We start from the raw sequence: 13,553 nt of genomic DNA, 5'->3' as shown, positions 1-13,553 counted from the left end.
ACCAAGCCAAAAGGTCTTCGTCATGACAATACTCATCACAGGCGCCAACCGGGGTATCGGCCAGGCGTTAGCCGAGCAATGGCGCGATGCCGGGCAGACAGTGATCGCAACGGCCCGAAGCGCGCCAGGCATGGAGCCCCTGGATGTTACCGATCCGGCCAGCATCCAGGCGCTCGCCAAACGACTCGAAGGGCAGCCGATCTCGACCCTGGTCTGCAACGCCGGCGTTTCGCTGGACAAGTTCGATGAACTGGAGACCGGCTATGCCGCCGAAGACTGGGCACAGACCTTCGCGGTCAATGTCACCGGGGTTTTTCTGGTGGTTCAGGCGTTGCTGGCCAATCTGAGAGCCAGTAAAGATGCTGGTGAAACCCCAAGGATCGCGATCATCGCCAGCAAGATGGGCTCGCAGCAAACGCCAGCTGGCAACCGGTTCATTTATCGAGCCTCCAAGGCCGCGGCCATCAATCTCGGGCGCAATCTTGCCGTGAGCCTTGAGAGCGACGGCATTGCCGTGGGTATTTACCACCCGGGATGGATTGCCACGGATATGGGTGGCGAGTCGGCGGATCTGACCCTTGAGGATGCGGTACCGGGCTTGCGTAAGCAGATTGACGGGCTGACCTTGTCCGAAACCGGTTGTTTCAGGGACTGGGAAGGCCGGGATTGCGAATTCTGAGTACCGGAGGACACCATACCCCATGAACCAGCCGGACGATCCGGAAAACCTCGAGCAACTGCTGGACCGCCTGCGCACCCGTACCGATGGCCAGGCTGAGGTTTCGGTGGCGGACATCCTGAGTGCGGTCGGGGAGCGTTCCTTCGGCCCGGTCGCCCTGGTGGCGGGTCTGGTTGTGGTTGCACCGCTCATTGGCGACATTCCCGGTGTGCCCACCGTGCTCGGGTTGCTGGTATTGCTGACGCTTGGCCAGCTGCTGTTCCTGCGCCACTCCATCTGGCTGCCAGCGGCCCTTGCCAACCGGAGGGTGGCACAGGCGAAACTGACCAGGGGCCTGGACTGGGTGGAGAAACCCGCGCGCTACCTGGACCGGTACACCAGGCCACGCCTGGTCTGGCTCACCCGAGGCGCGGGGCAATATCTGATGGCCGTGGTGTGTATGTCGGTGGCGCTGGCCATGCCGGCCATGGAGGTGGTGCCGTTCAGTGCCAATGGTGGTGGGCTGGCGCTGATGGCGTTCGGGTTGGCGATGATCGCCCGGGACGGGTTGCTGGCACTATTCGCGACAACCGTCACCCTGGGTACTTTCTGGTTTGTGGTGTCCGGGTTGATGGGGTGAGAGCGGCGGTCCCCGCCGCCCATTACCAACGTCAGTCCCCGATTACATGGCAAACCAGTTGCGCTTGATTTGCTCGTAATCGTCTTTTCCGATCACTCCGGCTTCCGCCAGCCGGCGCATTTCCGCGACAGCCAGGGGAATTCGCCGTTTGCCCTCGGGCAGCTGCCGCTGGCCACGGAGTATGCCTTCCCGGAGCTCGGTCAGGAACAGGTCTACCCGCTCGCGGCTCGGGGTGCGGGCGTCGATGGTGAACAACACCACATCACTGTTGAGGGCCCGGAACTCGAAGACATGCCGGGTGGTGCGAACGGCGAGGGACATGAAGACGACCGCCAGCACCAGCGGTGCGATGAGCCAGGGCAGCGGTGCCGGGAAAACCGAATACAGGGCCGCGGGTACGGTCATGCAGATAGCCCCGACGAGCCAGAGGCCCAACCGGTAATCCCGGATCTCCCTGGGTTCTTCCTGGACGAAGGTCAGGTCAAGCACCTGCTCCGGCAGGTCTTTCTTGCGCCGGTTGATCTGGATCAGCAGGTAATGGCTGTTGAACCGTGTAAACAGTGTGCTGGTTTTGGCGGATACCCGGGTCTGGCGCAGCCGGCGGTCAATCCGCCAGCTGTCCCGGGGCGGGACGCTCCAGCCGTCCCGTTGCATTTCAAGGTCTGGCACGCTCCATCGATCCAGTTCAATTACATCCTCCTGGGTCACAGCAATGGTCACGTTACGTCTCCTTATTCTTTTATTGTGTCGGGAATTCGAACTTGTCCGGGTCGTTGTAGATGTGGGCACCGGTATCCAGCCATTCCGCAATCAAGCGGAGCTCGGCTTCGGTGAGCATGCCCATGTGGCTCTGCCGGATGGCGTCAGTTTCGGCGGTTTCCACCTCATACTCGTCGTCATCCGGATCGTTATCGAACAGACTGAAGAAGCGGGCACTGGCAATGGCCCCGCGGGCACTCATCAGGCGGCGGGCGAAGCAGACGCCCGGGTCTGGCAGGACCGTCATATCGCCCTGGACGCCGTCCGGGCATTCGGTATCAAGGTTGGTCTTGTCCACCTCGATCCAAACACCGCCCTCGGTCTCTCGGATGTAGTAATCCGGTTCGAACAGCTCGACATAGGATTCGAGCTGGCGACCATCCCAGGAAGCATGGCCATCACCCAGCAACAGGCCATTCGAGGCGCCACTGCCCGAGTCTCCGGGGCAGGGCTTTCCACCCTGTTCGGCGGCGGTGTGGCAGTTCTGGCATGAGGTGGTCTTGCCGGTACTCGGGTTGGTCCGGCATTCCCGCCAGATCGGCTGGATGTGCTCCTGGTAGTTGATGGTGGCCTTGCAGTCCGCGGTCCAGTTGGTCAGACAGCTCGGATCCGTGACCGGCTTCGGTGTGGTCAGGCCGCTGTAGCGCACTTCAAAAGCCAGGGATGGATCGGGCGGATTGGTCCAGAAATCCTCGAAATGCATGGTGTCCGCCCAGGTAGCCTGAAGGCCCTGAAGGGAGTCCACCAATGCCTGGGCCATGGTGTCTTTCCACTGCACCGCCCGGATCTGCGGATTGGCATTGGGGAACGGCATGCCGTCGCCTGGCGCACCCGGGTTGGCGGAGGCCAGTTCGACATCGGTGCGGGCGTGGGGAATGTCCACTTCCGGGTCGTGGCAGCCATAACACTTGAGCTTCTCGCCCTCCTCCAGGCGCAGTGGCTGGGGATGCTGCATCAGGTAGTTGTAGTTGTAGTCGGGCGCGGCAATCAGATCCACCCGCTTGCCGTACTTGTTCACCACCTCGAAGCTGAAGTTGGTGTCCGCCGGTACCTTGACCATGGCGGAGCCGTCCGGCTCGACCATCGCGTAAGACAACACATCGTAGAGAATCCGGTTACCGGAACCCACCAGCGGTGTCAGGCCCAGCGGCGGCTGCGGACCATCGGGCGGGTTCAGGATCTCGTCGGTCAGGATCGCCTGCTCCAGTTCCGGGGGAATCTGGCGTACGCCAACCACCCGGATAAAGCGTTCGGAGCGATCGTCCGGATGGGTCAGACTGGGATCCCGGCGGGTCTCGATGCCGCCGTCGTACAGCTCGGCCATGTCGGCGCCGTCCATATCGTAGATGCTGCGAATTTCGAACAGGGCGGTGTTGTCTTCCAGTTGCAGGTCGTGGCGCTCACCGGTGTAGGGCTCAGCCAGCTCGTTACGATCGGCGATGACGATGTCGGTGTAGAGGGCACGCTCGTGGCCCTGAACTACCGGCAACCGGGTGTTCTCGGTGGGGTCTACCATCCAGATACCGTATCGCGGTTCGCCCAGGTCCTCGGTGGTGGCACTGCCCTCACACGGGGTACTGGTGGTGCCATCGGTGGTCAGGCACTGGGCCCAGCTCGCCAGCAGGCGGGCAGAGCCGTCGTTGTAGGGTGCAACGGCGCTGTACCAACCATTTGGAGAGACCTGATCGGGATAGAAATTGACCAGCCCCGGAGTCATGGATTCCTCGGCTTCGCCGATCACGCTCTCGTCCACGGGCTTGCCAACAGCAAAAAAGTTCTTGCTGTTGATTTTCACCACATCACCACCGTAGATCGGGTTGTAGATATGGCGCATGGTGGTCAGCAGGTTGCCGTCATCCAGGGGAATCGGGTCCATGTAATGGATGAAGGAGGCGTCGGAGAACTCCTCGCTCAGGCTGCCGAAGTAACGGTGCACGTTACCGCCGGCTGGGGTAATGCGGTACATGCTCAGCACGTCTTCCACGAACACCCGCTCACCCTCGACCTCACTGGCAAGAGAGGCGCCGCACTTATCCTCTACGGTCCATTCCTTCGGATCTTCCAGGCCAGAAGGGAAGCCGTTGCCGTTGCCCTGGCCGTACCCGCCGCCATGAGGATGCTGGTTGAAGTTCGGGTCGTCGATGTTTTCCAGGGTACAGTCGGTCAGGGTTTCATAGATGCGACCAAACCGGATGAACACCACGTGCCCGTCGTTCATGGTGCTGGGCTCGATATCGTGAAATTCACCGAAGGTGATCTGTACCAGCTCGCTGCCATCCGGTTTAACCGAGTGCAGTAGCGAGGCCGGCTCGTCGAAGTCTTCCAGGTACTCTCGCAGGTCAAGCTTCTGCCAGTCGCCCCGGGAGTGCTGGCGACTGGAGGAGAAAATGATCCGGCCTTCGTTGGTGTAGGTGGGGTTGGTGTCCTCACCGGCGTTGGCCACCAGATCGTCCTCGAAGATCCGGCGCACCTTACCGGTGGCGAAGGTGTACTCGAAAATGTTCCAGGTGAAGTTGTCCGGGCTGTCCGCCGGGCCATGGGCGGCAAACACCATCCGCTCGCCGTCCGGCGAGACATCCAGATCCTTGACGTCATAGTCCCCGCCGAAATACCCCGCCAGCACGTGGCGTTCGTCCGAACTGAGAGCAATCCGGTCCCGCACCATCAGCTTTGCCCCGGGTTTGAACGCATAGGGCGCCCGGGGGTCCAGCGGCGGCCGGGCGTTGACCGAGGCGGTCTCACCCATGTCCGGGTAGTCCCGGACCACATAGGCAAAGGGCTGGTCGGAAAGCATTTCCTCCTGCCCTTCGCTGATCTGTCCCTCAAAACATCCGGTCAGCCCGACCAGTCCGAGGCTGGCCAGGGCCAGGAGGCGCAATCCGCTGCTAAATCCGATCATGATGTCTCTCTCCACCTGCACATCCGTTGCACCGGCACCCGGCAGTGGCCGGGCCCGGTGCCTTCATCAACCAGGCATGAAATCAAACTTGTAATTGACGGGGGTGGCCGCCACGTCTTCCGGGCCAAACGAGATCATCTGGATCCGCGCCAGCAGTTTGAGCTCCAGGCGTTGGTCGCCCAGCTGGCTGTCCACCAGCTCGATGTCCGAGATACTGCCGTCCGGCTCGATCACGATGTGGAAGACAAACTTGCCCTGCAGTCCGGGATCGCTGCGCAATGCCCGGTTGTAGAGCGCGTAGATGGCCCCCTTGTGCTGCTCGAAGACCCGCCGGATGGATTCCATGTCCCGGCCACCGGCCACCGTCGAGCTGCGTGAGCCACCGTTGCCACTGGCACCGCTGCCACCACCACCGGAACCGTCGCCGATGGGGCTTTCCACCGCGGTGGAGCCTTTCCCGGCCAGCTGGGTACCGGAGCCGGTATCGTTCATCACCGAGCTGTTCACCCCACCACTGGTCTTGTTGGCCGAAGTGGCACCCAGTACCGAGCGGGCAGCCTTGGCAGCGGCGCCGGTCTTCACGTTGGTGTTTTCAGCCTGGAGCTTGGCCACGTCAGTGGAGCTGCGCAGGGCTGACAGTTCCTTGGAGAACGCGGCGACGCCCATCGTCGAAACCTTCTCCCGGGCCTTTTTCACTTCCTTGGCCGGCGCCGGCTCCGGAGCCGCCTTCTTGGCCTCGGTGGGCTCGGTTTTCTCTTCCTGCTTCACCGGCTCGGGCGGCGGAGGTGGCGGGGCCACCTTCCGCTGCTCGATCAGGACCTTGGCCAGAGTCGGGGGGACCCGCTCCTTTTCCTCCCGGTCGATTTCCGGCAGCGGCAGCCAGGGAAAAATCACTGCCAGCAGCAGGAGCAGCAGCAACAAACGTTTGAGAATGCGTTTGAAGCGGCTGTCCTCGTCACCGCTGGCGTCCCAGGGCAATGAAAAGTCGTAAGGTGTTGCTGTCATTGCTGTCATCGATTCCCTCCTGTCATGCGCCGCTGCTGCCGGATACCCGTGAAACGGCCATGGAGAGGTCCCGATAGTCCGCCTTGGCGCAGGTCAGCATCACCCGCTTGAGCAGCGCGTAGGGGATTTCGTGGTCACCGAGGATGGTCACGGCACGCCCCAGGCTCTTCTCCCGCTCGGTCAGTTCCGTGCGCTTGCTGGCCTGGAACGTGAGCTCTTCCATCAGGCCATCAATCAGGCCGTCGGAGGCGATCACCTCATCCAGGGTGGCGACCGGGCGGCCATCCACCAGGATGTCGTCCTCGGTGATCGTCACCACGGTGGTCTCCTTCGGGCGTTCCTCTGCGGTCGAGTCCGGCAGGGCAACGTCGTTGACCTTGATCAGCTGGTTGGCACCGGAGTTCAACAGCAGGAAGAACACCAGGATGGTGAAGATATCCATGAGCGAGACCAGGTTGAGCTTGGCCGGCTTCATGAAGGTCTTGGCGCTGCTCTGGAGGCCAAAGGACGTGAACTTGTCGTTCGCGTTCATGACTTACCTCCCTTCTTGGGCGCATCCCCCAGGGAGATCTCCGGGAACAGCTCGACATCCACCGCATCGGTTACCACGACGGTCTTCGCGACCCGAAGGGTATCCATGGTGGACACCAGGGACTGGTAGGTGACGCCCGGCTCGGACAACAACAAGGCATCGTTCTTGGCAATGTTCTTCGCTGCCAGCCGGCGTTTGATCTCCTGCAGCACCTCGGAGAGGGTGCGGAAATCGTGGCGGGCTTCCTCGCCCTCGGCTTCGGGCTCAATCTTGTCGATGGTCTTGACCAGATTACCGCTGGGGTAATACACCTCGATGCCGGACTGCCGCACCACCACTTCCAGCTGCCGGTTCTCTTCGGCACTGGCGGTCTGGGCACCGGTCAGATCGGGCAGATTGAGCTCCAGAATCGAGATATGGTTGAACACCATACTCATCAGCAGTACCGGCACCAGCACGATCATGAGGTTCATGAACGCCGTGATGTCGATATCCGCCTCTTCCTGTTCTCTGCGTTTTGTAAACATAAGGAATTACCCGCTGTGATCAGGCGTCGGACTCACGCGTGTTAACAGCGCGACGGTTGCTGCGAACGATGGTATTCAGGGCCTTCACGCCGGCCATTTCGATGCTCTCAACGATTTCCAGGGTCTTGTTCTGCAGCAGGGAGTGGATCAGCAGCAGCGGAATCGCCGCGATCAGGCCGAAGGCGGTGGTGTTCATGGCCACCGAAATGGACTGGGACAGCAGCGTGGCCTTGTCCGCCGGATCGGCGTTGGCCACGGCGGTAAAGGCGGCGATCAGACCGATGATGGTACCGAGCAGCCCCAGCAGGGTGGAGACGTTGGCCAGGATGGACAGGTAGTTGGTGCGCTTGGACAGGCGCGGAATGCTCTCCATCACGCCTTCCTGCATGGCTGCGTGGATGTCATCCCGACGCGGGGAGGCCCGCATGGTGTCGAGACCCACGGAAATCAGACGGGAGATCGCGGAGTTGCCGGACTGGGCCGCCTGCTCGGCCTGATCGAATTTGTTTTCATTCATCAGCGGCAACAGTTCGCTGTAGGCGGACCGGTTGGATTGGTAGGCCCGCTTGAGGAATACCCAGCGCTCCACCGCAATGGCCAGGCCGATAAACAGCACCAGGGCGATGGGGAACATGAAAGCGCCGCCTTCCTGGAAGAATGAAACAATGCTTGTGTAAACGTTCATGGCAGGTCTCCAGACTTTTCTTTTCGTTCGGTTTCAGATTTTCAGTTAGTGCTTTGCCCCGAGGGCCCGGCTGGGGCCTCCAGGGAAAGTTCGTCGTAGAAGCGCATGGTCCGGGCGTGTATGTCCCGATCCACCACTTCGAATACCCGGCCGGACACCGACGTGATCGAGCGGTACAGGTTGTCCGGTCCCTCTGGTGGCTTCCAGGGGATGAAATAACTCACCGACGGCTGTTCCTTGTCCCCGACAAAGGTACTCTCCAGATCGATGGACTCCTGGGCGCTGGCCGGAGCCACAATCGCCCCACCCAGACACAGGGTCGCCGCAACGAGCCAGCCGGCCCCTGGATTCAGCATTCCCATGGCACTCTCCTAGTCTTGTTCTTCGCCTAGCCTTGTTCTTCGGTTTCCGGGGAGCCCCCGCCGGTGGCATCCGCTGAGACCGCCTCGCCTTCAGCGCCCTGTTCGGCAGGTACCTCCGGCTCCGGGGGTGGGTTATCGATGAAACTGGTTTCAATGCCGGTGCGGCGGCGGATCTCGATGAGCCAGTCCGCCACTTTCGGGTCCGAGCCACCGGTCAGGAAATCGTAGGCCTCGTAATGGGGCTGGGCCTCCTCCGGCCGGTTCATGTACAGGTCATAGAGGATGGCCAGGTTCAGGTGCGCCTCGGGAAAGTCGTTCCAGGTTTTCAGGGCCGCCAGGTACGCGTCCCGGGCCCTGGCAAATTCACCCTGGCGCCGCTCGAACACCGCCTGTTTCAGGTAGGCGTTGACGTTGGCCGGATTCACCTCCAGCGCCTTCTGGTAGTACTCCCGGGCCTTTTCGGGCTTCTTTCGCTGTTCGGCGAGCTCGGCCAGCTTTACCCAGGGCCCGGAAAGCTCCGGAAAGTCCTTGGTCATGGCCCAGAACCCTTTGCGGGCCATCCGCAGATCACCGTCTTCCATCAACGCCATGGCATCGGCAAAAGCCGCCTGAGCGGCCGGCGGGACCGGCGCAGGCTGCTCGGTGTACGGGTTCGGTGCCGGCACATAGGGAATTTTCTTGCCCTCGGCATCGTAGGCCTGTTGCGGCAGGAACACGCCGCCGCTGCTCTCGGCCGGATCCGCCTGCGTTTCTTCCTCGGCGGGCCCGGATTCAACCACTTTCGGCCCGGATTCGGTCTGCTTGACCGGCAGGACTCCGGCGCAACCGGAGAGCAGGGTCAGCACCAGCAACGCGGCCGGAGTGGATGCCTTAACGGATGCCATCGCCATACGCCACCTTTACTTCCTGTTTGTCGAACCGGGCGGGGTTGAGCTTGGCCATCGCCTCGAAACTCCGCTCGATCCAGGGATTGAATGTGCCGCTCCAGGAGCGCTCGATGTTGGCCTGATGCACTTCGATGGCCAGATCCTCAAACGGAATGGCCTGCTCTTCCAGCACCAGCTCGTATTGCATGGCTTCCAGCTGGCTCAGTCCACTGGGCCGCGGCGCGTCCATCAGCTCCCGTGCAAATTGGCCGTAGAGATCGGCAATGTTGAAAGTGGCCCGGGTGGTCTGGTCGAGCACGCCGTAGTCGGCCGCCTGCTGGTAACGGTCCAGGGCGTTCTTGAGCTTCTCGTTCTTGCGCGGAATGCTCTTGTTGAGCGGATGCTTCAGGCGCACGCGATCAAACTCGATGCGCCAGTAGTCGCCGTACTTGTTGTTGGCCCAGGCTGCCAGCCAGGCAGAGCGGTCCGACTGCCAGTTCTCCGGCGCCTTGTTGTGGCCGTCGATGACCCGGCGCAACCAGTACAGGTGGCGGTGGTAGTCGTCCCGGCGCTCGTACAGGTAGGCAACGTGGTAACGGGCTTCCATCCGCGTATCGAAAGGTTCCTCGTAGTCGAAGGCCCACTTCTTGAAGTACTCCAGGGCCTGGTCCTCGTTGCCGGCTTTCTCATACAGTTCTGCCGCCAGGAACAGGGCATCCCGGCGCACGTCGGCGCGGTCGTCGGTCCGGTAAATCTGTTCGTACTCGGTGGCGGCCATCTGCCACTGCTCGTCCTGCTCGTAGGTCCAGGCGATCTTCTGGTCCAGGTCCTTCGCCAGCTTGTGGTTCGGGAACAGGCGGCGCAGTTCGAGCATTTCCGTCAGGGCCGGCTCCCACTCCTCCAGGGTCAGCAGATGGGTGGCAGCGTCAAACTGAGCCACCACGCGGACATCGGTCTTCGGAGCCACCGCCTTGATGCGCAGGAAGTGGTCGATGGCGCCTTCCAGGTCCTTGGCGGCCAGGGCCTGTTCACCCTGTTTGTAGATGGTGACCGCCATACGCTCGGTCACTGCCTTGAACTCCGGATCGTCCAGGTCGATGTAACGCAGCTGGTTGCGGTAGCCTTCCTCGGCCGCGGCAAAATCTGCCAGCTCGTACTGACTGTGGGCGATGACACCCCAGGCGGTGCGGTTGAGCTCGCGATCCACCTCGCCGGCCTTGCTGACGATACTGGTGGCCACTTCCAGGGCTTTTTCGTAACGGCCCAGGGCGAACAGCTCTTCCGACGTCTTGGCCAGCACGGCACCAGAGCGTTCGTCATCACGGAAGGTCTGCACGAATCGCAGCTGGCTCTCCACGCCCTTGCTGCGCCAGTCACGGAGCCGCTCGCTGTCCTTACCCGCTTGAGCCATCAAACGCTCGGCCTCTTTCTGGTAGGCGATGATGGCGGCGTAGCCGGCATCGGCACCGAATTCGGAATTGCCGAACTCATAGGCGGTACGTTCGTAGTGGGTAATGGCGGTGGGGTAATCGCCACCATCGAAGGCGGCTTCGGCGCGCATATAGACCATTTCCGGGACTTTCGGGTCGTTCGGGAAAGTCTGCTCAAACTCGCCGTAGAACTGGGCGGCTTTCAGGAAGCTGGTCTGGCGCGTGGACTCGGTGGCTGCCACGGCAGACGCCTTGATCGCGCCATCCGCCAGTTCCCGGGTCAGGCGCTGGCCAGTGGCGTGGTAGTGCCGGGCCAGTTCGTCGATGAAGGTCTTCAGGTTGGGAATGACCTTGGCTTTCACCTCCGCCGGCTTGGTCTTCCAGAACTCGGAATGAACGCCGTAGTTACGAACGTAGTTCTCTTTCTCCGGCAGCACCTGCTGGGAGAACTCGCCATCGACATAGGCGCGGATCATCTCGGCGTGCATCTCCGGTGCCCGCTCGGAATCCGGGTTCTGCACCACGAAGGCCCGGAAAGAAGATGCGGAATCCTCGTACCGCTCTTTCTCCAGGTAGTGCTGGCCAAGGCTGGAATAGAGAATCCAGGTGTACTTCTTCGCCTCCGGCCGGTTGGCGAACATGCTGTCGATCTTCGAGGAGCCGCCGGCATAGGCCAGGCCCACGCTCATGATGCGCAGGGTGTCGTCCACCAGGGAGCGATTGACCTTGTCCAGCTTCTCGATCTTGCCGTCCTCGGGCACCAGCCGGTCGAGGACGCGGGAGAAGGACATCAGGCTCCGGTCGTAATCGGACAGCTTGTACTGGGACCAGCCGAGCAGATACCAGGAGTTGTTCAGGAACGCGGATTCCTGGCCGATGGCCACCACCGAACGGTAGGCCTGCTCCGCCTGCTCATACTCCTCGTGCCGGAAGTGGATGTCGCCCTTGCGGAAATACACCTCCGCCAGCCGATGTGAATGCGGGTGCTCGGTGATGAACTCTTCCAGCACAGCCTTGGCTTCCTGGTCGCGGCCATCCAGATCGTAGGCCTTGGCCAACTGGTACATGGCCTCGGCATTGCGCTCGGAATCCGGGTACTTGTTGAGCAGCTGGTGATAGGCGGTGATCGCTTCGGGGAAGTAGCCATCCTCGCCCGGCATCACACCGCGAAGCTGGTCGTAGTCGCCCTCCAGCATGTACACGCTGGCAATGCGGCGTTCGATCTGCTCATACAGCCGCCGGTTCTCGATGGTTTCCAGCAGTTCCCGGTATTCCCGGCGCACGTCTTCGTGCATTACCCTCGGCAGGGGCACATCCTCCAGTGGCTTTTGTTCCTTCTGGAGGCTGGCAATGGTCGAGGAATTCTGGAAGGTGCCACAGCCGCTGACCATGACCGCCAGAATGAGGAGACTAGATCGTTTCATCGCCGCTTCCCTCCTCTGGAGACGATTGGCTTTGCGCCTGTTCGGGAGCGGGATCGACAGGCACCTCCTCGTCCGGATTCAGTGTCTGCAGGGACCGGTCCAGAATGCGCACCTTGGCCAGCTGGGCTTCCACCTGGTACTGCCTGAGCCGCTGCTCGTGGATGTCCAGCTCGGTGGTCACCAGCGCCAGCATGACGTCTTCCAGACGGGCGATCAGACCCTCGGTCTGGACCAGCCGGGCATCGACCTCGGCCATCATCCGACTGACCGACTGTTCAAAATAACTGTTGTCCGAGAGCGCCTTGCTACCCTGCAGTGCCGCCAGGGCACTTTCGGCGCGGGTGATTTCAAAGGTGAGGTCCTCGAGCAGCCACTCGATGGACTCGCGCTTGTCTTCCGGCAGTCCGGCCAGGCGGGCCTTCAAGGCCTCGCGGCGATCCCGGGCAACGGTCAGGGAACGGGAGATCAGGCGTACCCGGTCGCCATGGCTCGGGCCATCGGCACTGCCGGCGCGGGCGGCCATGATGGTGTCAAAGTCGGATCGGCGCTCTTTCCAGCGCTCGAGGTTGTTGCGAATGGCGTACAAATCCCGCAGATCCTTCAGTACCGACTGGAAACTGTGATCCGACATCAGTTCCACCAGGAACGGCGAGAGACGGTTGACCGCTACCGCCGGGGCCCTGCCGAACCAGTCGCTCTCATCCAGGACGTCATCGAGGTTGCGGACGAAAAGTTCCAGCACATCGGCGTCCTTCAGGCCCTCCCGAGCGGCTTCAAGCTCCCTCAGGGTGGTCCGGAACTGCCGGTCTGCGGCAATGAAATCCTTGGCCGCGCGACCTTCCAGACCCATGCGCTCGTAGACATGGGGGCGCAGGAGAATGGCTTCCTGTACTTCCGGCAGCGCCAGGGAGCGGGTGGTCAACACGTCCAGCGGGGCCAGAGCCCGTCGGAATTCGCCGGCATTGATGGCCATCCAGCTGGCGCCCAGCAGGCCCCGATTGGAGTAGGCACCGGTGGTGTTGATGCTGGCCAGCTGCAATCCTGCGTTCAGGTTGTCCTCGTGGCTGGCGTAGACATGGGCCAGGGCCATGCGTGCGCGGTCCGCCAGGCGCTGGAGTTCGGCAGACCCGTCGTTAAGTTCCAGGACCCGGCTCAGGGCATCAATGGCGGCGCTGGTGCGGCCCTGCCCTTCCAGGGCAATGGCGAGGTTGAAGTAGAAGTAGGGCGCGTAGGGGCTGTCCTCGCTGATGGTGTCGGCCACCGTCTTGCCGGCGTCCAGGTAGCCCAGCTTCACATTGACCAGCGCGGCCAGGTAGCGGTACTCGGCATCGACGCTGTCGGGCAGCTCGCCACGGATCTGGTTCAGGTTGCGGGCAGCGGTGTCGGCCTCACCGCGCAGATACTGCATCTTGCCCAGGAAAAAACGGGCCCGGTTGCGCACCGGCTCGCTGAGGTTACTCTCCGCGAGGCGGTCAAAGATGGATTCGGCCTGCTCATCCAGACCGTAGGACAGGCTGACGCCGCCCTTGAGTAGTTCAGGGTACGTACCGTGGTTGGCGATGCCGCCATGCTCCTCGGCCCAGGCGTACTCGACCAGGGTTTCAAAATAGTTCTGCTGGTAGTACTGGAACAGGACCGCGCCGTACTTGAGGTCCCGGGCTTCGGTTTCGGACGCCGATACCATCGCTGCCGACGGTAAAGCGAGCATCAGTGCCGCTACCGTCCGGAGGGATTTTGCCTGCTGAAGTGCGCGCCGGAGAATCATG

General features: G+C 62.0%; 12 protein-coding genes. 2 read left to right on the top strand and 10 right to left on the bottom strand.

Features of this window, described 5'->3' with window-relative positions:
* Positions 1 to 22: 22 nt before the first annotated feature.
* Together BM254_RS12195 and BM254_RS12190 are read left to right on the top strand one after the other, a co-directional pair.
* Entirely contained in the window at positions 23 to 679 is a 657-nt protein-coding gene (locus tag BM254_RS12195; RefSeq protein WP_092003839.1) for an SDR family NAD(P)-dependent oxidoreductase, read from the top strand.
* 22 nt (positions 680 to 701) lie between these two features.
* Positions 702 to 1,298 carry an exopolysaccharide biosynthesis protein gene (locus BM254_RS12190; RefSeq protein ID WP_092003835.1) on the top strand — a complete coding sequence of 199 codons (597 nt, stop codon included), beginning with the start codon at positions 702 to 704 and terminating at the stop codon, positions 1,296 to 1,298.
* 42 nt (positions 1,299 to 1,340) lie between these two features.
* Here the strand turns inward: BM254_RS12190 and BM254_RS12185 are convergent, their stop codons facing one another.
* The 10 genes from BM254_RS12185 to BM254_RS12140 form a co-directional block, all read right to left on the bottom strand.
* Complete coding sequence (locus BM254_RS12185) at positions 1,341 to 2,018, bottom strand: hypothetical protein (protein WP_092003832.1); 678 nt, start codon at positions 2,016 to 2,018, stop codon at positions 1,341 to 1,343.
* A gap of 19 nt (positions 2,019 to 2,037) precedes the next feature.
* Entirely contained in the window at positions 2,038 to 4,956 is a 2,919-nt protein-coding gene (locus tag BM254_RS12180) for a PD40 domain-containing protein (RefSeq protein WP_139227069.1), read from the bottom strand.
* 66 nt (positions 4,957 to 5,022) lie between these two features.
* Positions 5,023 to 5,970 (bottom strand): AgmX/PglI C-terminal domain-containing protein, encoded by a 948-nt coding sequence (locus tag BM254_RS12175; RefSeq protein ID WP_139227067.1) that lies wholly within the window; start codon positions 5,968 to 5,970, stop codon positions 5,023 to 5,025.
* A gap of 13 nt (positions 5,971 to 5,983) precedes the next feature.
* Complete coding sequence (locus BM254_RS12170; RefSeq protein WP_217647751.1) at positions 5,984 to 6,493, bottom strand: ExbD/TolR family protein; 510 nt, start codon at positions 6,491 to 6,493, stop codon at positions 5,984 to 5,986.
* Positions 6,490 to 7,020, bottom strand: coding sequence for an ExbD/TolR family protein (locus tag BM254_RS12165; protein ID WP_092003823.1), 531 nt, complete (start codon positions 7,018 to 7,020; stop codon positions 6,490 to 6,492). Before BM254_RS12165 ends, BM254_RS12170 begins: the two co-directional genes overlap by 4 nt.
* Before the next feature lie 19 nt (positions 7,021 to 7,039).
* Positions 7,040 to 7,705: a MotA/TolQ/ExbB proton channel family protein gene (locus BM254_RS12160; protein WP_092003820.1), complete on the bottom strand. Its 666-nt coding sequence runs from the start codon at positions 7,703 to 7,705 to the stop codon at positions 7,040 to 7,042.
* 41 nt (positions 7,706 to 7,746) lie between these two features.
* On the bottom strand, positions 7,747 to 8,067 hold the full coding sequence (locus BM254_RS12155; protein ID WP_092003818.1) for a hypothetical protein: 321 nt from the start codon (positions 8,065 to 8,067) through the stop codon (positions 7,747 to 7,749).
* A gap of 26 nt (positions 8,068 to 8,093) precedes the next feature.
* Entirely contained in the window at positions 8,094 to 8,951 is an 858-nt protein-coding gene (locus tag BM254_RS12150; protein WP_175497262.1) for a tetratricopeptide repeat protein, read from the bottom strand.
* Positions 8,938 to 11,787 carry a tetratricopeptide repeat protein gene (locus tag BM254_RS12145; RefSeq protein ID WP_092003812.1) on the bottom strand — a complete coding sequence of 950 codons (2,850 nt, stop codon included), beginning with the start codon at positions 11,785 to 11,787 and terminating at the stop codon, positions 8,938 to 8,940. Before BM254_RS12145 ends, BM254_RS12150 begins: the two co-directional genes overlap by 14 nt.
* Entirely contained in the window at positions 11,774 to 13,552 is a 1,779-nt protein-coding gene (locus tag BM254_RS12140; protein WP_139227065.1) for a tetratricopeptide repeat protein, read from the bottom strand. The genes BM254_RS12145 and BM254_RS12140 overlap by 14 nt, the downstream gene beginning before the upstream one ends.
* Position 13,553 lies beyond the last annotated feature (1 nt).

The organism is Marinobacter pelagius, from assembly GCF_900114925.1.
GTDB lineage: Bacteria > Pseudomonadota > Gammaproteobacteria > Pseudomonadales > Oleiphilaceae > Marinobacter > Marinobacter pelagius.
Note: the sequence above shows the minus strand (reverse complement) of the source record. Positions and strands in the feature narration are given on the sequence as shown.